The sequence below is a fragment of the Campylobacter sp. RM5004 genome (assembly GCF_022369455.1).
GTDB lineage: Bacteria > Campylobacterota > Campylobacteria > Campylobacterales > Campylobacteraceae > Campylobacter_E.
Genome location: NZ_CP059599.1, coordinates 453,021 through 476,480, shown reverse-complemented (window position 1 = coordinate 476,480; position 23,460 = coordinate 453,021). Strand labels below are relative to the sequence as shown.

Sequence of the window (23,460 nt, the reverse complement as noted above, 5' to 3'; positions counted from 1 at the left end):
AAATCTTATAAATAAACCATATATTCTATTAGAATAATTATATTTATTGTAATAAGATTAGTTTTAAGATTTTATTTTTTATAAAATTAAATTACTAAACCAATTAATTTTTTTTTGCAAATCCATCACCCCATTTGTTATTTTTGCTATTAGCTCATAGCTTTGCGTATTATCATAAATTAACACTTCATCGCATAATGGCATAACCTTTAAAAGATTTTGCATACTTTCATAATATCTTTTATCTATTAAGTGTGGTTCTACATCGTGTCCGCCCTTACTAACCCGTATCCTTACACGCTCTATTGCTGTTTTTGGGCTGTCAAGTCCTATAAAATATAAATTTATTTTATAATTATTCTCTTTTAACTCTTTAAATAAGTTTAATATAGCTTTTCCACAAAGCGTAGTTTCTTGATTAAAATTAAGTCTATCATTCATATAAACCTTACGCATTGTTAAAGCTATTTTAGAAGCACGAATAAGAGTTTTCTTATCTTTATAATCTCCAATACTTTGAGCTATCTCATCCACATTTATACGATAACCTAAAATTATTCCTTTCTCTTGTGCTAAAAAATATAAAGTCGTTTTTCCAGTACCATTTACACCAGCAAAAATAGTTGCAGTTGGTTGATTTATCATAAAATTTCCTATATAGTTTTTCAAGCAATTATAATAAAACTAAAGTATTTATATTTGTTTATAATGTTTATATTAATTTATTAATTAAACAAAAAACTTAATTCTAGCAAAATATGGTTTGAAACTTGAATAATTAGACCATTAGGAAATTTTACATAACCCTTCACATTAACCAACCATAAAAACCAGAAAAATGCAATAAAAACACCTTCTAGCCCTATCCCGTTTTTAAAAAAATAAATAAATATAAAATTGATTTAAAAAAATAAATATGTAAAATTAATTATTATTAAAAAGAAAGGAGTTAAAAAAGATTTTAACAAGTCCGCAACGAGCTACTTTCCCCATACCAGTAAGGTGCAGTATCATCGCCCACAATGTGCTTAGCTTCTTGGTTCGGGATGGGACAAGGCGTTACCACATTTGTATAATCACGGACATTGTTATTTAAATCTATTAGTTTTTAATAAACTTAAATAACAATGTTAAAAGCAAGTAATTTAAACTCTTAAACTTACTAAAGTAATAAACCTTAGCAAGGAAGTAATGCTTATTTAAAGTAAGCGGACGGTCTATTAGTATTGGTCAGCTAAATGGCTTTCACCACTTACACACCCAACCTATCAAGCAGCTAGTCTTGCTGCGACCTTAAGAGAAGATTCATCTTAGAGTTGGCTTCGAGCTTAGATGCTTTCAGCTCTTATCACATCCGAACTTAGCTACGCTGCGATGCTCTTGGCAGAACAACAGCTACACCAGTGGTTCGTTCAACCCGGTCCTCTCGTACTAGGGTCAAATCTCTTCAATCTTCTTACGCCCACGGCAGATAGGGACCGAACTGTCTCACGACGTTCTGAACCCAGCTCGCGTACCGCTTTAAATGGCGAACAGCCATACCCTTGGGACCTGCTCCAGCCCCAGGATGCGATGAGCCGACATCGAGGTGCCAAACCTCCCCGTCGATGTGAGCTCTTGGGGGAGATCAGCCTGTTATCCCCGGGGTACCTTTTATCCTTTGAGCGATGGCCCTTCCACACAGAACCACCGGATCACTAAGACCGACTTTCGTCTCTGCTTGACGTGTTTGTCTTGCAGTTAAGCTGGTTTATGCCTTTATACTCTACAAACGATTTCCAACCGTTTTGAACCAACCTTTGTAAGCCTCCGTTATTTTTTGGGAGGCGACCGCCCCAGTCAAACTACCCACCAGACATTGTCCTACGTGAGGATAACTCACGCTAGTTAGCTACCCGAATAAGAAAGAGTGGTATCTCAACGATGGCTCATTATAAACTGGCGTCTATAACTCAAAGCCTCCCACCTATCCTGCACATTCTTATCCAAGTAGCAGTGTCAAGCTGTAGTAAAGGTCCACGGGGTCTTTCCGTCTTGCCGCGGGTAGGAGGAATTTTCACCTCCACTACAATTTCACTGGATCCCTCTTTGAGACAGCTCCCATCTCGTTACGCCATTCATGCAGGTCGATATTTAATCGACAAGGAATTTCGCTACCTTAGGACCGTTATAGTTACGGCCGCCGTTTACTCGGGCTTCGATCAAGAGCTTCGCATTGCTGCTGACCCCATCAATTAACCTTCGAGCACCGGGCAGGCGTCACACCCTATACATCCACTTACGTGTTAGCAGAGTGCTGTGTTTTTGGTAAACAGTCGGGAGGGACTCTTTGTTGTAAGTTTCCTTGCTTTCGGAGTAAATCCTAATACAAGGCTAACCACACCTTATACCGAAGATACGGTGCTATTTTGCAGAGTTCCTTAAAGAGAGTTCTTCCACGCGCCTTAGAATACTCATCCCACCCACCTGTGTCGGTTTACGGTACGGGCAACATTATCTAAACTTAGAAACTTTTCTTGGCTCGACGGCATCAGCAATTCTTCCTTCCATCCGAAGACTTCAGAAAGCCTTTCAGTTCTCGGTCTAACGTTACACGGATTTGCCTGTATAACAACCTACGACCTTAGACTAGCACTTCCATCAGCTAGCTTGCTTAGCCCTAAGCGTCCTTCCATCGCACAATAATGTTGGTATTGGAATATTAACCAATTTTCCATCGCATACCCCTTTCGGACTTTGCTTAGGACCCGACTAACCCTACGATGACGAGCATCGCGTAGGAAACCTTGGGTTTACGGCGTTAATGATTCTCACATTAATTATCGCTACTCATGCCTGCATGCTCACTTCTATACGCTCCAACGCTCCTTACCGGTACATCTTCAACGCCTATAGAACGCTCTCCTACCACTTAGTAAAAACTAAGTCTACAGCTTCGGTACTTATTTTAGCCCCGTTATATTTTCCGCGCAAAATCACTAGACCAGTGAGCTATTACGCTTTCTTTAAAGGATGGCTGCTTCTAAGCCAACCTCCTGGTTGTTAAAGTAACTTCACATCGTTTTCCACTCAAATAAGATTTAGGGACCTTAGCTGGTAGTCTGGGTTGTTCCCCTCTCGACGACGGATTTTATCACTCGCCGCCTGACTGCTGTGATTACACTATAAGTATTCGGAGTTTGATAGGGTTTGGTACATTGGTGTATGCCCTAGCCCATTCAGTGCTCTACCCCTTATAGCTACTACACAACGCTATACCTAAATATATTTCGGAGAGAACCAGCTATCACGAAGTTTGATTGGCCTTTCACCCCTATCCACAAGTCATCCGGAGCCGTTTCAATGGCCGTCGGTTGGGTCCTCCACTAGCTCTTACACTAGCTTCAACCTGCTCATGGATAGATCACTTCGTTTCGGGTCTGCAGCATCTGACTTATCGCCCTATTAAGACTCGCTTTCGCTACGGCTTCACGTTAGCTTAACCTTGCCAGACACCACAACTCGCAGGCTCATTATGCAAAAGGCAGTCCATCACACTGTATTGCTACATAGTGCTCTGAATGATTGTAAGCAAATGGTTTCAGGTTCTATTTCACTCTGATCACCTCAGTTCTTTTCACCTTTCCCTCACGGTACTTGTACACTATCGGTCAGACATTAGTATTTAGGGTTGGATCGTGGTCGACCCAGCTTCAGACAAGATTTCACGTGTCTCGCCCTACTCAGGATACTGCTAAGTAAAGTAAAGATTTTATGTACGGGAGTATCACCCTCTACGCTCAAGCTTTCCAACTTGTTCTACTATCTTTGCTTAGTCTTTATTGCAGTCCTACAACCCCACTAGTAAACTAGTGGTTTGCCCTCTTACGCTTTCGCTCGCCGCTACTAGCGTAATCTCTATTGATTTCTTTTCCTGTTGGTACTAAGATGTTTCAATTCCCAACGTTCGCTCCATATATGGTAATACATATCTCTATGTATTGGGTTGCCCCATTCGGAAATCTACGAATTAATGCCCCTTGACGGCTCCTCGTAGCTTATCGCAGTCTAGTACGTCCTTCATCGCCTCTGTCTGCCAAGGCATCCGCCATTCGCTCTTATTAGCTTACCTTTATTAATAATGTTAAATATTATTACAATTAAAATTGAAATATATTTGCATGCATTATTGTTATTGTTTTTAGTATTACTAAAACGCATTACTTCCTTGCTAAAGTTTTTATGTAATCATTCTTAACCTTCAAGACGGAAAGCGTCTAAGCTGTGATGCTTAAAAACTTTTTCTTAATATTTAAGAAAGAGATTAAGACTTAATTACCTTTAACAAGCTTATGAAATTGTTTTATATTACTTGCTTGTGACTCTTAACATTGATAAATAAAATAACACTAGGTTAAAACTATATATAAACATAGAATTAAATTAAATAAAACCTAGAAAGAACATTTGCTTAAATGCTCTGTTTAAGTTTTTGATTTGTGAAATAAAGCTCGTATTCTATCTCTTTAAGCTTAAATTATTCTTAAAGAGAGAAAAAAATTTTAAAGAATTTGAAATAGGAATTTCAAATCCCCTAAAATTAGGACTGATATCCTACATATACTCTGCTAGAAATACCCCCCCCCCTATCTCGTGTAACATAGAGCGAACGCAGTTTCTTCCATCTTCTTTAGCTTTATATAAATAAGCATCAGCAGCTTTTAATACTGATTCAAAGTCTCTATTATCAGCATTTCTACAAGCTACACCTATACTTGTGCTTCCTTTCCATATTATCTTTTTATGCTCATCAAATACTTCTATATTATTAACAGTTGCATGTAAAGCATTTGCAATAGCTACTGCTTCATCTAATGAATACTTTTGTAAAATTACTAAAAATTCATCTCCACCTAAACGACAAAAATGTATCGTTTCTCTATCGCTATATCTATATTTATTACATAATTCATTTGTTTCAAAGAAATATTTAACAGCATTAGAAAATTGTTTTAAAACCAAATCACCAGCATGGTGTCCATAAGTATCATTTACTTCTTTAAATTTATCTAAATCTAGCTGAATTATTGCACAGGTTGGGTCTTGAAACTCGCTCCAAATATTATTTAAAACAAACATAGCTTGGCGACGATTATGAAGGCCTGTTAGCTCATCTGTGATTGATTTTTTCTTATTTTCTTGGATTTGTTCTTGTAATTGTTCTTCTTTTTTCTTTAAACTTGTTTTAATATCTGCTTCTATTTCTAATAATTTTTCGTTTCTTATCTCATATATTTTTAGTAGATTTGATAAAGTTATGGTTAAAATCTCTATCTTTTTATCCATTTGTTCATTTATCATATCATAAGCTCTTTGTGGGCTATGACCCGCTTCTATATATTCAATTTGTTTAGCAATCTTATAATCTTCTCCTAAAATATGAAAAACCAACCAGTTTTTCACAAAAAAAGCAAGATTTAATGCAAGTTCTTTTTGATATACCATATCATCGGAACTATTTTGTTTTACTACTGCATCTCTCATTTTTACAAGCTGTGAAATACATTGAGAATGGATTGCATTGTGATAGTCTATATATTTTGTATGAATTGCAACGCTTTTCATAAATTCTTCTTCGTTTTTAAAATGCCAAGCAAGATGATTTAATACAAGTTGAAAAACTGCGTTAAATTCTTTATATCCTTCATTTGCCGCTTCAAAAACTTGCTCAATCATTTCAAAGAACAATTTATGTTCTTCATCAACCATATCAACACCTATTTCTAGCTCAGGACCCCATTTATTTATATATTCTTGTATTTGTTTTTCTTTTTTACTCATATATTACTCTGTTTCTTCCATTGTTTTTAGCTTTATATAGTTTCTCATCAGCGTTTTTAAAGGCTTCTTTTTTATCAGCTTCAACCATATTTACACCGATGCTAATTGTTACTTTTATTTCTTTATCGCTAAATTTAAAAATTTCTTTTTCTACTATTTGTCTTATATTATCTAATTTTGTTACACAAATTTTAAAATCTTGATTTTTAAATACAATTACAAATTCTTCTCCACCAAACCTATATACTTTGCTTACATTTTGCTTTAAAATCTTTGCAATACCTTTTAAAATCACATCTCCTGCATCATGCCCATAAGTATCATTTACTTTTTTAAAAAAATCTATATCACAAACCGCAATCACATCGCCGTTTTTAAGCCTAGTTCTATCATAAGCTCTTCTATTATAAACCTGAGTTAAAGCATCAAAAAATGCTAATTTATAACCTTCTATACCTATTGCTATTAAAAATATCAAAGAACTAAACTCAAAAAATCCTACATCTGTTTTTTCTAAAAAACTAAATATTAAAAATTCAAAATATGCGAAAAAATAAGCCAAAAATATACTTTTTTCAAAAAATATAAAATATCTTAAAGCTAATAAATATATAAAAAATACAATAAAAAATGCTAAGCTTAAATCCGAAATCGCAAAGCTAAAAGGCATAAATTTAGCTGTAACATTAACTATAAAATTAGTATTTTGAGATAAAAAAACTCCTAATAATATGTATAAGATAAAAACTAAGCTAGCAGGAAGTAAGCATTTTATAGTATCATACTCCTTTTTTAGACTTATTAAAATCGCAAAAACAAAAGGCATAAACAAACTAACATATATATGGGCTTGATAATGAGTTGAAAATAAATAAATCATTTTTGAGCTTAATAATAGAATGCAAATTGCTATTATGTTGTATTTTTTAAAGTAAAGTGCAATAATAAGTGCTAATATTTCTAAAATAAATGTAGCACTAGGTAAAGAAATAATTATTTCACTAAAAAATGAATTCATTGTATTGTAGAGCCTTTTATAAATTTTAATAAAGATTGATTATATAAAAAAAGGATAAAAAATGGTAGAAATCAAATCTCTTACTATGAGATACCCTACGGGATTGTTATTTGAAAATGTAAATCTTAGTTTAAAGCGTGGAGAAAAATACGGACTTATTGGAGCAAATGGTGCTGGAAAATCTACTTTTTTAAAAATCATTGCAGGCCAGCTTGAGGCTACAAGTGGAGAAGTTAGTTTTGAAAATGGTGTAAGATACGGCGTGCTAGAGCAAAACCAATTTGCTTATGAAGATTTTAGCTTAAGAGATGCAGTTTTGTATGGTAACAAAAGGCTTTATAAAGCTGTAAAAGAAAAAGAGCAAATCTATGCAACATGCACCGATTATACAGACGAAATCAACAATCGCTTAAGTGAATTAGAAATGATTTGCGCTGAAGAAGACCCAAATTATGAGTGCGATACTAGATGTGAAAAGATTTTAAGCTCACTAAATCTTCATAATTACGATAAACTTATGAAAAATGTTCAAACAAGCGATAAATTTAAGGTGTTAATTGCTCAAGTGCTTTTTGCAAAACCTGATGTATTATTTTTAGATGAGCCTACGAACAACCTTGATTTAGATGCTATTAATTGGCTAGAAAATGAACTAAAACGACACGATGGAACAATGGTTGTGATTTCTCACGATAGATTTTTCTTAAATAGTATTTGCACTAGAATGCTTGATGTAGATTTTAAACAAATTCGTGAATTTGCAGGAAATTACGATGATTGGTATATGCAAAGCACACTTATTAAAAGACAAAAAGAAGCAGCACTTGCTAAAAACTTAAAAGAAAAAGAAGCTTTAGAAAAATTCATCGCTCGCTTTAGCGCAAATGCTTCTAAAGCAAGACAAGCTACAAGCCGTGCAAAAAACCTAGCAAAATTAGATGTTAGCGAAATTGAAATTTCAAGCAGAAGAGACCCATCAATTTTATTTAGATGTAATAGAGAAATCGGTAATGAAGTTTTAGAATTAAGTGGCATTAGCAAAGCTTATGATAAGCAATTATTTAAAGATTTAAATCTAAAGGTAAATAAAGGCGATAAAATTGCAATAATAGGAGCAAGTGGCGCTGGTAAAAGCACATTAGCAAAAATAATAATGGGCGAATTAAAGCCTGATAGCGGCGAAGTAAAATTAGGTGCAACCATTGAGCCTAGTTATTTTCCACAAGATACTTCAAGTAAAATTATTGAAGATGTAAAATTATATGATTTCTTAATTTCTCAAAAACATAAAGATATTGATGAAATTAGAAAATGTCTTGGAAGAATGCTATTTAGTGGGGCTGATCAAGAAAAACATGCAAAAGATTTAAGTGGTGGAGAAAAGCATAGACTTATGCTTAGTAAAATGATGTTAGAGCGTGGCAATTTCATTTTATTAGATGAGCCAAACAACCACCTTGATCTTGAAGCTATTATTTCACTTGGAGAAGCTTTATATGATTATGATGGAGTTGCGATTTGTATAAGCCACGATAGAGAATTAATAAACTCGTTTGCTAATAGAATTTGGCATTTAAAAGATGGTGAGCTTATAGATTTTGCTGGAACTTACGAAGAATTTTTATTAAAATATGAAGGTGAAAAATGACTTTTAAAGTAGAATATTCGGCAGGTTTTGGTAATTTTAGCCAAAACCATATGGGATTTGGACCTACTATTTATGTTGAAGAAATAATAGATTATAAAAGCGAAAAAGATTATTTTGATTTCGTGGATTTTTTCTTAAAATATTCTAAGAAAGACGATACATTTTTTCAAATCAAATTACTAGAAAATAGAGAATTAAACGAAGTTGAAAAATTATCTAAGAAAAAATATCTAATGCTAAGAGATGCAATGTGCGAATGGGCAAAAAACAATACCCAAGATGAAGATATAGAACTAGAAAAGAACTATTATCAAGGCGATTAATCTTTAGAATTTGAAATAGGAATTAAAAGCAATTTCCTATTTCAAATTCCTTACAATTTTCTAATAATTTTAATCTTATTAATATCTAAAATAAATATATTTTTATTTTATTTTGAGTAAAAAAGTTACTAAATTTAAAAATTATTCTGCTATTATCAATTTAACTTTATATTTTAAGTTTATTTAAAGGATTTTTATGAATGCAAATGTTTTAGCTCAAATTCAAAGCACATTAAAAACTCTAGGTGTTAAAGCTGATGAAAACGAAATCTATGCAAAAATAAATGCTAAGAAATTAAAGCTTATTTGGTTACATTTTAGCGAATGCACAGGCTGTAGCGAGAGTTTTATTAGAAGTGAAAATATTGGTCTTGATGATTTGATTTTTGATTTTATTGACCTTGTTTATCATGAAACTTATATGGCTGCTAGTGGATTTTTAGCTGAAGATTTACTAAATATAAATGAGCCTTTTTTATTAGTTGTTGAAGGTGCTATAAGCGAGGCAAGTTATTATACAGGCGGAGCACCTGCTCATAGTGCAATGCATAAATTAAAAGAATTAGCAAGTCGTGCAAGTTGCGTATATGCGATAGGTTCTTGTTCATCTTATGGTGGTATTCAAGCTGCAAAGCCAAATCCAACTAATTCTATTAGCATAGAAGATATTTTAAAAGACGCTGTATTAATCCCAGGCTGTCCTCCAAGCGAGAGCAATATAATTGCAAGTATTTTACATTACGCATTCTTTGATAAAGCACCGCTTTTAGATGAAAACAATCGCCCTGCATTTGCTTATTCAAAATGCTTACATGATATGTGCGAGAGAAAAATCGCATTTGAGAGTGGAGATTTCGTAGAAACTTTCGGCGATGAAGCAGCTAAAAATGGTGCATGCTTATTTAAAGTTGGTTGCAAAGGACCATATACATTTAATAATTGCCCTAAAACAAAGTTTAATGCAAAAACTTCTTGGCCTGTGCAAGCTGGTCATGGCTGTATTGCGTGTAGCGAAAGAGATTTTTGGGATGGATATGGTATTTATGAGCAAGCTCTAGCAAGCTCATATGCGCAGACAAAAAGAGCAAGAAATTATGAGAGCTTAGAAAGATTTAATAAAAGCGATGAAGTTATCGTAAAAGATGATGGAATTTATGTAAATAATGAATTATTAGCATATTTAGAATACGAAAGCCAAAATCACGCTGAATTATTAAATAAAAACAAACTAGGTGCAAAACTTTTAAATAATTATAAAGACAAATTTAATCTAAGCCTTGAAGCAGAAAGTAAAATTGACAATACATTTAGTGGTATTTTAAAAGCCTGTTCTAATATTTTAGGACTTGATTTAAGCTTAAATGAATTACTTGATATGGCTAATAAATACGAAATAGGAATTGCTAGTGGACTTGATTTTAAATTAGCTAAAAAGCCTATTTTAATAGATGTTACAAAATCATTTAGATTAGTGCTTATTTATCGCCTTGGCGGACTTGATGAAATAGCGATTTTATTTGGTGTAGTAGATAGCATAGCATCAATGATAGCAAAATCACTAAAAATGCTAGAGTGTAAAAGCGTAAAATTTGAAGGTGATTTATTTAAACACGAGATTTTAATAGATAGATTAAACTATCATCTAAAAGGTTTTTAAAACCTAATTCAAATTCTTTTTAGAATTTGAATTAGGAATTTCAGATTTTATTTTTCTTCAAAAAATCTTTTTTAACAAACGAAATTCCCATTTCAAATTCTTTAAAATTTCAAACAAAAAAATCAAAGAATTTGAAATAGGAATTTAAAAGTAATTTTGCAGAGCAAAATTACAATAAAGATGTGAAAAATTGCCGTTAAAAAATCCATCTAGCTGCGTAGCAGGTTATGGATTTTAGGCAATTTTTCCATGCTGTAGCGTTGTCAGGATGGGGGATGGGGTTTAAGGGGAAGGGGGTAAGGAACGACTTCGCAATTTAAGTCCTTCCCCCTTCCCCTAAGAAAAAAATTATAAAAACTACAAAAAAAAGCTTTTTTAACAAATGAAATTCCCATTTCAAATTCTTTTTAGAATTTGAATTAGGAAATTGATTTTATTTTACTTCATATTTTTTGATAATTTCTTCATTTAATGTAATTCCTAAGCCTACACAATCACTAATTTTTACAACCCCATCTTCACAAGGCAAAGCATTGCAAATGTTAAATAGTGGGCTTGTGCTCTTTGAATATTCTATTAGATTACAAGATTTTGAAGCTGCTAAGAATTGAGCTGTAGCGTGTAATAAAATCTGCGTGCTAAAGCCATGTGGAACTAATTCGCAACCATTATCAAGTGCGATTTGTTCAACTTCTTTCATTACTAAAAACCCACCACATCTAGTTAAATCAGGTTGAACGATAGCTACACGAGATTTTTTACAAAACTCATCAAATTCCCACTTAGTAGCAAGTGCTTCTCCACCTGTAATTTTGCAAGGCAAGCTCTGGCTAAGTCTTGCATAACAATCCATACTCTCGCTTGGCACTGGCTCTTCAATCCATTCTAAATTAAACTCAGCAAAATCATTAAATCTTTCTTTTGCATAGCCATAATTCTTCCAAAGCCCAACTAAGTCAATACTAAGCTTAATATCATCTCCAACCACTTCTTTAATAGCTCTTGTTGTATCTATATCAAACTGCCCTTTAGCACCAAAACCATCTCCACCAAACTTAAGTAATTTAAAACCTTCATTTTTAAGCTCTAATGCTCTTTTAGCAGTATTTTGGATATTTCTATCAGGAATAAAAGTTGCATAAGCATTTAAATATTCTCTTCTTGCACCTCCTAAAAGCGTTGCAACGCTTACTCCATAAATCTTTCCAACCAAGTCATGTAAAGCTATATCAATTGCGCTTAAAGCATGTATTACAGCTCCACGCCTACCATAATAAGCACTCGCTTCAAACAAATCATCCATAATTTTGCTTATATTTCTTGGATCTTGTCCGATTAATACTTCACTAAGCCCCATGCAACTTCCATGAGTACTAGGCTGAGTAAACATAGCCTTTAGCACAGCAGGAGCACTATCACTCTCTCCTACTCCAAAAAGCCCCGTATCGGTATGGATTTTTAAAATAAACGCATCTTCTCCCCATTCGCAAGGCTCATTAAAAGCCTTTGCTCTTAGCCAAATAGGCTCAACTTTAGTAATTTTCATTTATACTCCTTTATCCATTTTATAAGTCCGAAAGCCGCAATTCCTAAGATTATTAAAAAAGGTGCTGCAGTTAATACAACTGCCATTTTAAGCGTATTTAAATCAGCGTTTATATAAAGCATTGCAAGTGGTATAGCTCCAAGCATTATGCACCAAAAAACTTTTAGATATTTTGATGGATTTTCGCTATCAATTTTTGTACTTACTGCTGAGATTGTAAATGCAGTTGCATCCATATGAGATGCTAAGAAAACTAGCATTAATACAAAATAAAATAAAGCAAAAGCATTTCCTAAAGGAAGTTGTTGAATAACTGCTAAAACACCAGCTTCTCCTGCACCTGTGCTTAAAAACTTCGGCACATCAACAAGCCCTTGAATAAAAGTATCAATAGCAAAACCTGTAAGACATCCAAAGAAAAACCAAGTTCCTACACAACCACCAAGCACTAAGCCAAATATAACTTGTCTTATTGTTCTTCCTTCTGAGATTTTAGTTACAAATATACTAACAGCAGGAGTGTAAGTAATCCAATAAAGCCAATAAAACACAGTCCAGTCTTGATTAAAACTACTTGTGCCTGTTGCATCATTAAATAAGCTCATATGAACATAATTACTTAAAAATAATCCTATGCTATTAATCATATTATCAATTATAAAAACACTATTTCCGAGCAATAATACAAGCACAGCAAATACAAAGCATAAAATACAAGATAATTTTGCTAATTTTTGCATACCTGAGCTAAGCCCAACAAAACTTGAGATTGAAAACATCGCAGTAACTACCGCTAAAATCACAAACTTTATAAAAAAGCCATTTTCTATACCAAAAATTCCAGCCAAACCACTACTAATAGTAACAACTGAAACGGTAGTTGTAAGCACCAAACCACCGAAAGTAGAAAACAAAAATATAACATCAATAATCTTATCTAAAATAGCATTTCTTTTTATACCTAAAATATTTGCTAAAAGTGCTGATAATTTTAAATCAGGATGTTTTTTCACATAAAAATGCCAACACATAGCAATAGAAGTTAGTGCATAAACAGCCCAAGGAGTAATACCCCAGTGAAAATACACAAAAGAAGTTGAATGTCTTAAAGCTTCTGCTGAATTTGCTGCTATGTTAAGACCAGGTCCTGTGTAATAATAAGCCCATTCCATAAAAGCCCAATACATAGTAGCCGAGCCAAGACCTGCACAAATAAACATAAAAATCCAAGCTGTATTTGAATATGGGTTTTCTTTAGCTCCAAGCTTAATTAAGCCATATTTTGAAAATGCAACATAAGCAATAATCAAAACACAAATAAACTCAAAAAGCTGAGTAGCTGAACCAAAGGTTGAAGTTAGTTTGGCAAACAAGCTGTTTGCAACTTTAAGCGAGCCTTCTGGGTTAAGTAGCAAGACTAAAATTACAAAACCTACTGCAACAATAGAGATTGTAATTAAGAAAAAATCACTCCTGCCCCCCCCCCCTAAAGGTGATTGTAGTTCGTTATTTTTCATAACAACTCCTTAAATTAAAATAAAAGCTTATTATTACCTTTAAACTTAATTTCTAGCTTAAATTAATTAATTTTATCAATTTCAAATGGAGTGCTTTGATATACATAATAATTTAACCAATTAATATACACGCAATTTGCATGAGCTCTCCAAGTAAGCTTTGGCTCATTATTTGGGTCATCATTTTCGTAATAATTATAAGGAATATCTACATTTAAGCCGTTTTTTAAATCTCTTTTGTATTCATTATCAAGCGTTTTTCTTGAATATTCAGGATGACCTAGAACAAAGACCTGCCTTTTATCTAAGCTTCTTATAAGATATGAACCTGCCATATCGCTACTTGCTAAAACTTTTAAAAACTCATTGTTTTTTAAAGCAAGTTCATCTATGCCTGAATGTCTTGAATGCGGTGCTAAAAACTCATCATCCATTCCCCTTAAAAGCTCGTCTTTATTATTAATTACTAAATGCTTATAAACTCCACTAAGCTTTTTTTCTAAAGCAATTTTAGAGATTTCATAATGATAATTTAGACCTATCATTGCACCATAACAAATATGAAGAGTGCTAAATACATTGCTTTTACTCCACTTTAAAATCGCTCTTAATTCATCAATATAAGTAACTTCATTAAATTCAAGATGCTCAAGTGGAGCTCCTGTTATTATCATTCCGTCAAATTTTTTATGCTTTATTTCATCAAATATCAAATAATGCTCGTTTAAATGATTTTCGCAAGTATTTTTACTCTCATGCGAAGCTATTCTTAAAAGCGTTATTTTTACTTGTAAAGGCGTATTTGATAGCATTCTAAGTAGTTCTAATTCTGTTTCTTCTTTGATAGGCATAAGATTTAAAATGATTAATTCAAGTGGGCGAATATCTTGTGAATTTGCCCTTGCTTCATCCATTACGAATATATTTTCATTTTCTAAAGCTTGCTTTGCAGGAAGAATGGTTTTGATATTAACAGGCATATTTTCTCCTTTTTGAGCCTAATTTTGCCATTTTTTACTTGCTTATGCCTTAAAATAAGGCTAAACTACTATTCACAAAGGGGGATTTATGAAAGAGACTTTATGTATTCATGCTGGTTACAAGCCAAAAAACGGCGAAAGCAGACAAGTGCCAATAATTCAAAGCACTACTTTTAAATACGACTCTTGCGAGTTTATGGGAAAATTATTTGATTTAGAAGAAAGTGGGTATTTTTACTCAAGAGTAGCAAATCCAACAAATGATTATGTAGCAAACAAAATAGCTAGTCTTGAAGGTGCTGTTGCAGGAGTGCTAACTTCTAGCGGACAAGCTGCGATATTTTTAGCGATTACAAATATTTGTAAAGCAGGTGATCATTTAGTTTGCGTAAATGAAATATATGGTGGCACTATTAATTTAATAGGTTTTACGCTTAAAAAATTTGGAATAGATGCGACTTTTATAAGTGCAAATAGTAGCGATAAAAAAATACAAGCAGCTATTAAAGATAATACGAAATTAATTTTTGCAGAAAGCGTTTCAAATCCATCATTAGTAGTGCTAGATATTAAAAAATTTGCAAATATTGCTCATAAAAACAATATACCTTTAATAATTGATAATACCTTTGCAACGCCAATTAACTGCCAACCTATTAAACATGGAGCTGATATTGTGGTGCATTCGGCTACAAAATATCTTGATGGGCATTCAAGTGTAATTGCTGGGGCTATTCTTGATAGTGGGAATTTTAATTGGGAGAATGAAAAATTTGCTGATTTTAACATGCCAGATAGCTCATATCATGGTTTAATTTATACTAAGAAATTTGGCAAATTTGCTTATATTACTAAGCTTGTTGTTCAATTAATGAGAGATATAGGAGCATGTCTTAGTCCGCAAAGTGCATTCATACTATCAACTCATATTGAAAGCTTAGCTTTAAGAGTGGCAAAACACTGCGAAAATGCTAAAAAAATCGCAGAATTTTTACAAGCTAATAAGCATATTAAAAGCGTAAATTGTCCTATGCTAAAAACTAGTCCTTATTATGAACTTGCACTTACTTATATGCCTAATGGAGTTTGTGGTGTTATTAGCTTTGAGCTTGATGCTAATAAAGAACAAACAATAAAATTCATTGATAGCCTAAAGTTAATCACAATTGCTACACATGTAGCAGATGCTAGAAGTTGCGTGCTTCATCCTGCAAGCCATACTCATAGACAACTAAGCAAAGATGAATTAATAAAAGCAGGAATTAGCGAAGGGCTTATTAGACTCTCAGTTGGTATTGAAAATATTGATGATTTGATAAATGATATAAAACAAGCTTTAAAGCAAGTTTTTAATTAAAATAAAGAATTTGAAATTCCTATTTCAAATTCTTTAACTAACAAGCTTAATTCCGACTAAACCTACTAAAATTAAAGCAAGAAAGAATAATCTTAAAAAACTCACACTATCTTGAAAGAAAAATATACCAACAAGAATAGTTCCTATTCCACCTATGCCTGTCCAAACAATATAAGCTGTTCCTATTGGTATGCTTTTTTGCGATAAATAAAGCAAAAAACCACTAAGAGCCATAGAAAAAATAGCAAATATAATCCATAGTTTTGAGCCTTCATTTGCTAATTTAAAGCCTAAAGGCCAACCTATTTCAAAAACACCTGCTAAAATTAAATATATCCAAGCCATTAAACTCCTTAGTTTTTACACATATTATAAATTAGCTTATCAAATTTTTGAACTAATTTTATTTGTTCGTTTAAATCATTTTCATTGTAAATATTTTCATATAAAGCCAAAATATCTTTAAATTGTTTAACTTGCTCTTGATTTATTGCCTTTAAAATACTTTCTTCAAGGCTTTTATTTTGCTTTAAATTTTTATTTAGCAAACACCTAATTGCATCATCTTTATAAAGCAATAAATGAATTTGTATAAATAAATTATTTTGCAAACTTCCACTATTTTTTGCATCAATGAAATTATTTTCTGATAATTGCTCATATGAACTAAGAGTGCTAAAGAACTGATTAGTTTTTTCTTGATTTTTATTGCTTATTTCATAAACTTGATTTGAATATTCAAGGCATTTTTTCACACTATCTTTTAATGAGCTAATGTTTAAATTTATTGTATTTGTTGCTTCTTCTGTATTGTTTGCTAATTTTCTTACTTCTTCAGCAACTACGGCAAATCCACGCCCATGCTCTCCTGCTCTAGCAGCTTCAATAGCAGCATTTAATGATAATAATTGAGTTTGATCGGTTATATCCTTTACCATTTCAATGATTTTTGAAATTTCATTTGTTTTATCGCTTAATGTGTGAATTAAATCAGTAAATAAATTTATATAATTTTGCAATTCATTTGAGCTTTTAGTAAGCTCTTTTACCATAGCTTGAGTAAGATGTGAGCTTTCTGCTATATTTTTTGATGAATTTAAAATATTGTTTAAATTATCTTGATTTTTATTTAAGCCTTTTGTTAGGATATTTATAATTTCTAAATCTTCACTATTTTGTTGAATCTTAATACTTAACTCATTTAGCTTTTGCGCTTCAATACTTTTTGAAATGCCTATAATTGCATTTACTAAATTATCAGCTGTATTTTTAAATCTACCCTTTAAGCCTACGCTATTTATATTCCTATAAGTATTACCTAAAAAAGCATTTTCTATTGAAGCAGCCACTTCTCTTTGCCAAACTTCAACTTGATCTAATAAATTATTTAAAAGATTAGCAAGTTTTTGATAATTTTTACCTTCTACATTTACAACTCTTGATTCTAAATAACCATTAGAAGTAAGTTCTAAAACCTTTATTATTTCTTCTAGTGTTTTTTCATTGTTTTTATTAAAAATACTCATTTTAAATCCTGTATGCTTATTATAAATTCATTATAAGTTTTGTTTTCTTTATGCAAAATCTCTTCAATGATTTTCCAAGATTCATCTACGCCTTTGCTTTTTTCTACTTCTATCATTTTTTTATATAAAGAAATAATTAATTCTTTAGCTCTTTTGCCTATTTTTCTTCTTACTGAGTAATAACCTATAATATTTCCATTTAAATCATAAGAAACACTAATATTCGCAAAAACCCAATAATATCCATTATCAAAAGTTTTATTTTTTACAAAAGCATAAACTTCTTTTCTAGCCTTTAGCTGTTGCCATAAATATTTAAAAACAGCTTTTGGCATATCTGGATGTCTTACAATATTGTGTGGTTTGTTTAAAATATCGCTTTCTTTAGCATAAATTATCTTAATGAAAGACTCATTTGCATAAGTAATATTGCCCCTTGTATCAGTTTTACTGACTATAAAATCATGTTCATTTAACTCTTTTTCCATTTGTCCCTCTTTTTAGGAAATTAATATGAAATATTATTACTTATAGGCAAAAAATTATTAAATAAATCTAATTATCTTATAAAAAATTTATTTTATTAATTAAGATTTTAATTTAAGTTTAATTTAATAACTAAACTTAAATTAAAGTATATTTTTAAAGAATTTGAATTAGGAATTTGCTTTTAATTTTTATATTTAAAAATGACTTTTAAATGAATATTTTTAAAACTCTTCTGTTTCGCTAGGTTGATTATTAAACTCAATTTGAGCGAATTTTGCTTTGCTTGTTTTAAAGTCAAGATGGATTTCTTTTAATTCACCACTTCTATTTTTTGCAATATCAAGTATGGCGTGGCGTTCTGCTGTTGGGATTGGATTATCTACAACTTGATTTATAAATAATATCAAGTCAGCATCTTGCTCTATACTACCACTTTCTCTAATGTCTGATAATATAAGCTTTTTATTTGTTCTTGAATCTACCGAACGATTTACCTGTGATAGTGCTAAAATAGGAATTTTAAGCTCAAGTGCAAGTAATTTTAAACCCCTGCTAATTTCACTTACTTGAATATGTCTATCCACTCTAGTATTAAGCGAATTCATTAATTGAATATAATCTAATACACAAAGACCTATATTGCTATGCTCTTCTTTTAATCTTCTTAAAGATGAGCGTAAAAACTCTATGTTTAAATCGCCTTGATCGTAGATATATAAAGTGCTTTCACTTAGCATATTTGCACTCATTTGAACATTTTCTAATTCATCTTGAGTAAGCTCACCTTTAGTAATAGAACCTAAAGAAATTCCTGTATCTTGAGCTATAAGCTTTGCCATAATTTTATGAGCTTCTGTTTCAAGACTATAAAACACAACTCCTACATCTTTTTTAAGTGCGTGTAATAAAATATTTAAGGCAAATGTAGTTTTACCCATACCAGGACGTGCTGCTAAGATTATTAGCTCCCCTGCTTTAAAACCTTTCGTATAATGATTTAATAAAGAAAAGCCTGTATCAACTCCGATTACATTCTTATCTAAAATCTTGCTAACTCTGTTTAATTCTTCATAAAACTCGCTTACTGCCATTCTTGAGCTTTTTAAAGAATTGTTTTTAACCCCTGAAATAAGAGAATAAATTTTAGCATTTAAATTATGTGTATAATCAATACTATCTTGAACGCTTACTAATTCATTCATTGTAGTTTGCATTAAAGAATTAAGCTGATCTTTTACACTTAAATCCCTTAACATTTTTGAATAAGATTCAACATCAATAGACCAGTTTTGCTGCTCTAATTCAGCCCAAAACATATCCTTAGCATTAGGAAAAACTATTTTTAACTGCTTTAAATCAACACTTTCTCTTAATCTTCTTTTATTTACAATGAATTCAAAAATATCGCCATTTAATCTATTAGAAAAATCACTAGGTTTAATGATACTTGCTGCTATATCAATATTTTCATTAATTTCTATACAAGCTAATAATAAGCTTTGCTCAAGCTCTATATCAAAATATTTACTCAATTTTCATCCTTTATATCAAAGAATTTGAAATAGGAATTTAGCTTTCGTGCAGTTTTGCTTCATCTAGCACTTCATCTAAAAATCTATCCACTAAAGTATCGTATTTACACTTTGCTACTACTTCTCCGTGTCTTATCACTAAGCCTTCGTTTTTGCCAAATGCAATTGCTACATCAGCTCCCTTAGCTTCGCCTAAAGCATTTACAACGCAGCCCATTACGCTTATATTTAAAGGTGCTTTAATATGCTTTGTTTTTTCTTCTACAATCTTAATAGCACTTAATAAATCGCTTTGAATTCTTCCACAAGTAGGACATGAGATTATATTTATGCCGCTTTTTTGTATTCCACTATCTTGCAAAATCGCCCTTGCTACTCTTATTTCTTCGCTAAGCTCTCCTGTCATAGAAACACGAATAGTATCTCCTATGCCATTTAATAATAATTGCCCTATTGCAATTGAGCTTTTTATGGTGCTATGAAATTTAGTCCCTGCTTCGGTTACTCCTAAATGAAATGGATAATCGCAAAGCTCTCTTAGTCTTGTATAACTTTCTATTGTGCTTTGTGCGTCTGAGGTTTTAATACTTATTTTAATATCTCTAAAATCAAAATCTTCTAAGAGTTTTATATTATAAACAGCACTCTCAAGCAAGGCTTTTACGCTTCTTCCATATTTTTCTTCAAATTGCTTTTCAATACTGCCGTGATTTACTCCAATTCTAATAGGAATATTTCTTTGCTTACAAGCATTTACAACTTCTCTTATATTTTCTTTGCCACCAATATTTCCTGGATTTATTCTAATTCCATCTATAAATTCAGCACAATATAAAGCTAATTTATAATTAAAATGAATATCTACAATCAGTGGCAAAGGGCTTTGCTTTTTAAGTTCTGCTAAAGCCCTAGCGTCTTTTATATCTAAACAAGCAACCCTTACAATATCAGCACCAGCTAATTTTAGCTCAATTAATTGCTCTAAACAGCCTTTAATATCTTGAGTTTTAGTAAATAACATTGATTGCACGCTAATAGGTGCATCACCACCGATTTTAACCCCGCCTACATTAATTTGCCTAGTTTTAAATCTAGGCTTAAAAAAATCGCTTTTCATCTTAGTTTATATTGTATTTTTTAAGTAAAGCTTCATATTCACTAGTTTTCATAAACTCTTCTAAAGCTTTATTTAGTTTTTCTCTAAGCTCTACATTTTCATTTTTGCTAAATGCAATAGAAAATCCTTCAGTGCCATCATCTTCGCTATAAAACTCTGCTAAATCAGGATATTTTGCTAAATATTCTCTTGCAACAAGCGCATCAAATGCTAAAGCTTGTAATTTTTTATCATTTAAAGCCATTACTAATACAACAGGATTTTCATTAGGTTGAACTAAAGCACCTGCATTTTTTACTGCCACTTCTTGCACTGTGCCTAATTGAACCCCTACTTTTTTACCTTTTATATCATCTTTTGTAGCAATATCGCTATCTTTATGCTTTAGATAAATTGTTTTAGCTTTATAATAAACATCACTAAAATCACAAGCCTTTTTTCTTTGTTCGCTTGCACTCATAGCACTTATAATTGCATCAATTTTACCTGCCTTAAGTCCTGCAATAAGTCCATCAAAACTCATAGCCTTAAACTCATACTTAATACCTGCAATTTTTGCTAAATTATCAAATAATTCAGCATCAAAACCAGTAATTTTGCCATCTACTAACATATCAAATGGTGGATAATCAGGTGAAATTCCTATCTTATAAACCTTATCATTTGCATTTAAACACGCACTAAAAATAAGTGCAAATAAAACTAATAATAACTTTTTCATAATTTACTCCTTAAAGTCCATATTTTTTAATAAGCTCGTCATATTTACCACTAGCTTTTACTTTTTCTAAACCTTCGTTTATTTTATTTCTTAATTCTTGATTTTTACCTTTTGCAAATACAAAAGCAAAACCTAAAGCTCCATCATTTTCTTCATAAAAACTCTCAATTTCAGGATTTTTTGCCATAAATTTCTTAGCCACAAAAGAATCAAAAACAACCGCATCAATATGCTTATTAATAAGGCTCATGATAACAACAGCTGAATCTTCATGCAATACAACATTTGCACCTAAATTTCTTGCTGTGTTTTCTTGAATTGTGCCAAGCTTAACTCCAGTTTTAATACCTTTTAATTCTTCTTTATTAGATATTGCATCGCCTTTTCTTTTAAGATACATAGTTTTTCCGAAAAAATAAGGCTCTGAAAAATCACAATTCTTCTTTCTTTGCTCACTAATACTCATTCCCGAAGCAATCATAGTGATTTTTCCTGCTACTAAAGATGGAATTAGTCCATCAAAGCTCATATTTACAAATTCAATTTTTAAATTACTAGCTTTTGCGATTTCTTCTACCAAATCAACATCAAAGCCACTTAATTTACCATCAACCATCATATCAAATGGTGCGTAATTTGCCGAAATTCCAACCTTTACAACTTGATTTGCATAAGCAAATAAAGAAATAAAAAGAACTAAAAAAATCTTTTTCATACCAAACTCCTTTAATGGTTTAAAACCTTGTTTAAAAACTCATTTAATCTAACATTAGAACTATTATTAAATACATTGTGTGGGGTATCATCTACTGCGATTTTGCCACTTTCCATAAAAAATATTCTATTAGCAACATTTTTTGCAAAACCCATTTCATGAGTTACTAAAATCATAATAGGGGCATTTTTTGTATTTGCTATTTCTTTAATTAAGCTTAAAACTTCTCCTACCATTTCAGGATCAAGCGCACTAGTTGGCTCATCAAAAAGTATAATCTCAGGCTCCATCATAAGACTTCTTGCTATTGCAATTCTTTGCTTTTGTCCGCCACTTAGTTTGTGTGGGAAGAATTCTTCTTTATCTGCTAGGCCAACTTTTGCTAAAAGATTTCTAGCTTTTGTTATTGCTTCATCTTTGCTTAAAATTTGTAAGCTAGTAGGTGCTAGGATTAAATTATCTAAAACATTTTTATTTGCAAATAAATTAAAATGCTGAAATACCATTGATACTTTTTGTCTGTGTTTATTTATATCAATTTTTTCATCTAAAATATTTTCATCATTGATTAAGATTTTGCCACTATCTGCTACTTCTAATCTATTTAAGCATCTTAAAAATGTGCTTTTTCCGCCGCCACTAGGCCCTATAATCGCTATTATGTCGCCTTTATTAATATCAACACTAATATCTTTTAAAACTTGTAAATTGCCATAATTTTTACATAAATTAGAAATCTTAATCATTTTTCTTTAGCCTCATTTCTAATAATCTTACAAAAAATGTAAATACTTTAACACTAACATAATACACAACACCTGCGAAAATATAAGGTTTTGGATCGTATAAATTAGATTGAAAAATCTTGCTTTGAAATGTCAAATCCACAACACTAATAAACGCAACTACTGAAGTTTCTTTAAATAATGAAATAAATTCATTTGCTAAAGCTGGAATGATATTTTTAACAGCCTGTGGGAAAACTATCATTCTCATAGCTTGAAAATGCGATAAGCCCATTGACCTTGCTGCTTCCATTTGACCTTTATCAACGCTTTCTATTCCACTTCTAATGATTTCTGCAACATAAGCACTTGAATTAAGACCTAAAGCAATAACAGCAACAAAAAACATATTATCGAATTGAGCAAATACAACGAATGCAAAAATCATTAAAAGTAGCATTAATGGCATGCCCCTAATAAGGTCTAAATATTCGTTAATTAACATTGTTAAAAATCTATTTCTAAGCACTAACAAAAATGCTAATAAAAATCCACCCGTAAGGCCTATAACTAAACCAAGTGAAGTAAGCCCTAAAGTCGTTCCATAACTCTTTAAATAAGCTAAATGATCAGCCTTGCTAAGCTCAAATGGATAGCAATAATAAGTAGTAATTACAACTATTGCAAGTGGAAAAACTACTTTAAATATATTTTCTAAATTTTTCAATTTTTTTCCTTTAAAACTAAAAATAAATAAGGTGTAAAAACA

19 protein-coding genes and 2 rRNA genes are annotated in these 23,460 nt (G+C 31.6%); 4 read left to right on the top strand and 17 right to left on the bottom strand.

Annotated elements, in window-relative coordinates; all coding sequences use genetic code 11:
- Window positions 1–78: 78 nt before the first annotated feature.
- The 5 genes from AVANS_RS02420 to AVANS_RS02400 all read right to left on the bottom strand — a co-directional run bounded on the left by AVANS_RS02420 (window position 79) and on the right by AVANS_RS02400 (window position 6,838).
- Window positions 79–645 (bottom strand): zeta toxin family protein, encoded by a 567-nt coding sequence (locus tag AVANS_RS02420; protein ID WP_239818066.1) that lies wholly within the window; start codon window positions 643–645, stop codon window positions 79–81.
- Window positions 646–967: 322 nt separating this feature from the next.
- A 5S ribosomal RNA gene (rrf, locus tag AVANS_RS02415) occupies window positions 968–1,084 on the bottom strand.
- A gap of 116 nt (window positions 1,085–1,200) precedes the next feature.
- A 23S ribosomal RNA gene (locus AVANS_RS02410) occupies window positions 1,201–4,111 on the bottom strand.
- Window positions 4,112–4,593: 482 nt separating this feature from the next.
- Window positions 4,594–5,820, bottom strand: coding sequence for a diguanylate cyclase (locus AVANS_RS02405; protein ID WP_239818065.1), 1,227 nt, complete (start codon window positions 5,818–5,820; stop codon window positions 4,594–4,596).
- Window positions 5,813–6,838 carry a GGDEF domain-containing protein gene (locus AVANS_RS02400; protein ID WP_239818064.1) on the bottom strand — a complete coding sequence of 342 codons (1,026 nt, stop codon included), beginning with the start codon at window positions 6,836–6,838 and terminating at the stop codon, window positions 5,813–5,815. The genes AVANS_RS02405 and AVANS_RS02400 overlap by 8 nt, the downstream gene beginning before the upstream one ends.
- Before the next feature lie 61 nt (window positions 6,839–6,899).
- Here AVANS_RS02400 and abc-f point away from each other — a divergent pair, with 61 nt between their 5' ends.
- The 3 genes from abc-f (at window position 6,900) to AVANS_RS02385 (ending at window position 10,466) form a co-directional block, all read left to right on the top strand.
- On the top strand, window positions 6,900–8,486 hold the full coding sequence (abc-f, locus tag AVANS_RS02395) for a ribosomal protection-like ABC-F family protein (RefSeq protein WP_239818063.1): 1,587 nt from the start codon (window positions 6,900–6,902) through the stop codon (window positions 8,484–8,486).
- The gene (locus tag AVANS_RS02390) at window positions 8,483–8,809 is read left to right on the top strand and encodes a hypothetical protein (protein WP_239818062.1); all 327 of its coding nucleotides are present in this window, start codon (window positions 8,483–8,485) and stop codon (window positions 8,807–8,809) included. Before abc-f ends, AVANS_RS02390 begins: the two co-directional genes overlap by 4 nt.
- Before the next feature lie 196 nt (window positions 8,810–9,005).
- The gene (locus AVANS_RS02385) at window positions 9,006–10,466 is read left to right on the top strand and encodes a hydrogenase small subunit (RefSeq protein WP_239818061.1); all 1,461 of its coding nucleotides are present in this window, start codon (window positions 9,006–9,008) and stop codon (window positions 10,464–10,466) included.
- 433 nt (window positions 10,467–10,899) lie between these two features.
- Here the strand turns inward: AVANS_RS02385 and AVANS_RS02380 are convergent, their stop codons facing one another.
- From AVANS_RS02380 to metA, 3 genes are all read right to left on the bottom strand, one after another.
- On the bottom strand, window positions 10,900–12,012 hold the full coding sequence (locus AVANS_RS02380; protein WP_239818060.1) for a mandelate racemase/muconate lactonizing enzyme family protein: 1,113 nt from the start codon (window positions 12,010–12,012) through the stop codon (window positions 10,900–10,902).
- A complete protein-coding gene (locus AVANS_RS02375; protein ID WP_239818059.1) occupies window positions 12,009–13,529 on the bottom strand; it encodes a BCCT family transporter in 1,521 nt (506 codons plus the stop codon). Before AVANS_RS02375 ends, AVANS_RS02380 begins: the two co-directional genes overlap by 4 nt.
- 62 nt (window positions 13,530–13,591) lie before the next feature.
- Window positions 13,592–14,509, bottom strand: a complete 918-nt coding sequence (metA, locus tag AVANS_RS02370) for a homoserine O-succinyltransferase (RefSeq protein ID WP_239818058.1) — start codon at window positions 14,507–14,509, stop codon at window positions 13,592–13,594.
- Between the two features lie 88 nt (window positions 14,510–14,597).
- On the opposite strand from metA, the gene AVANS_RS02365 reads away from it, so the two are divergent.
- Complete coding sequence (locus AVANS_RS02365) at window positions 14,598–15,866, top strand: O-acetylhomoserine aminocarboxypropyltransferase/cysteine synthase family protein (protein ID WP_239818057.1); 1,269 nt, start codon at window positions 14,598–14,600, stop codon at window positions 15,864–15,866.
- Window positions 15,867–15,899: 33 nt separating this feature from the next.
- Here the strand turns inward: AVANS_RS02365 and AVANS_RS02360 are convergent, their stop codons facing one another.
- From AVANS_RS02360 to AVANS_RS02320, 9 genes are all read right to left on the bottom strand, one after another.
- Window positions 15,900–16,211 carry a multidrug efflux SMR transporter gene (locus tag AVANS_RS02360; RefSeq protein ID WP_239818056.1) on the bottom strand — a complete coding sequence of 104 codons (312 nt, stop codon included), beginning with the start codon at window positions 16,209–16,211 and terminating at the stop codon, window positions 15,900–15,902.
- An 8-nt stretch (window positions 16,212–16,219) separates the two neighbouring features.
- The gene (locus AVANS_RS09550; protein WP_275583451.1) at window positions 16,220–17,392 is read right to left on the bottom strand and encodes a methyl-accepting chemotaxis protein; all 1,173 of its coding nucleotides are present in this window, start codon (window positions 17,390–17,392) and stop codon (window positions 16,220–16,222) included.
- Entirely contained in the window at window positions 17,389–17,880 is a 492-nt protein-coding gene (locus AVANS_RS02350; RefSeq protein ID WP_239818055.1) for a PAS domain-containing protein, read from the bottom strand. Before AVANS_RS02350 ends, AVANS_RS09550 begins: the two co-directional genes overlap by 4 nt.
- 222 nt (window positions 17,881–18,102) lie before the next feature.
- A complete protein-coding gene (locus tag AVANS_RS02345) occupies window positions 18,103–19,413 on the bottom strand; it encodes a DnaB-like helicase C-terminal domain-containing protein (protein WP_239818054.1) in 1,311 nt (436 codons plus the stop codon).
- A 37-nt stretch (window positions 19,414–19,450) separates the two neighbouring features.
- Complete coding sequence (gene ispG, locus AVANS_RS02340) at window positions 19,451–20,530, bottom strand: flavodoxin-dependent (E)-4-hydroxy-3-methylbut-2-enyl-diphosphate synthase (RefSeq protein ID WP_239818053.1); 1,080 nt, start codon at window positions 20,528–20,530, stop codon at window positions 19,451–19,453.
- Window position 20,531: 1 nt separating this feature from the next.
- Window positions 20,532–21,251, bottom strand: a complete 720-nt coding sequence (locus AVANS_RS02335) for a transporter substrate-binding domain-containing protein (protein WP_239818052.1) — start codon at window positions 21,249–21,251, stop codon at window positions 20,532–20,534.
- 10 nt (window positions 21,252–21,261) lie between these two features.
- A complete protein-coding gene (locus AVANS_RS02330; RefSeq protein WP_239818051.1) occupies window positions 21,262–21,966 on the bottom strand; it encodes a transporter substrate-binding domain-containing protein in 705 nt (234 codons plus the stop codon).
- A gap of 11 nt (window positions 21,967–21,977) precedes the next feature.
- A complete protein-coding gene (locus tag AVANS_RS02325) occupies window positions 21,978–22,712 on the bottom strand; it encodes an amino acid ABC transporter ATP-binding protein (RefSeq protein ID WP_239818050.1) in 735 nt (244 codons plus the stop codon).
- The gene (locus AVANS_RS02320) at window positions 22,705–23,418 is read right to left on the bottom strand and encodes an amino acid ABC transporter permease (protein WP_239818049.1); all 714 of its coding nucleotides are present in this window, start codon (window positions 23,416–23,418) and stop codon (window positions 22,705–22,707) included. The genes AVANS_RS02325 and AVANS_RS02320 overlap by 8 nt, the downstream gene beginning before the upstream one ends.
- Window positions 23,419–23,460: the final 42 nt, after the last annotated feature.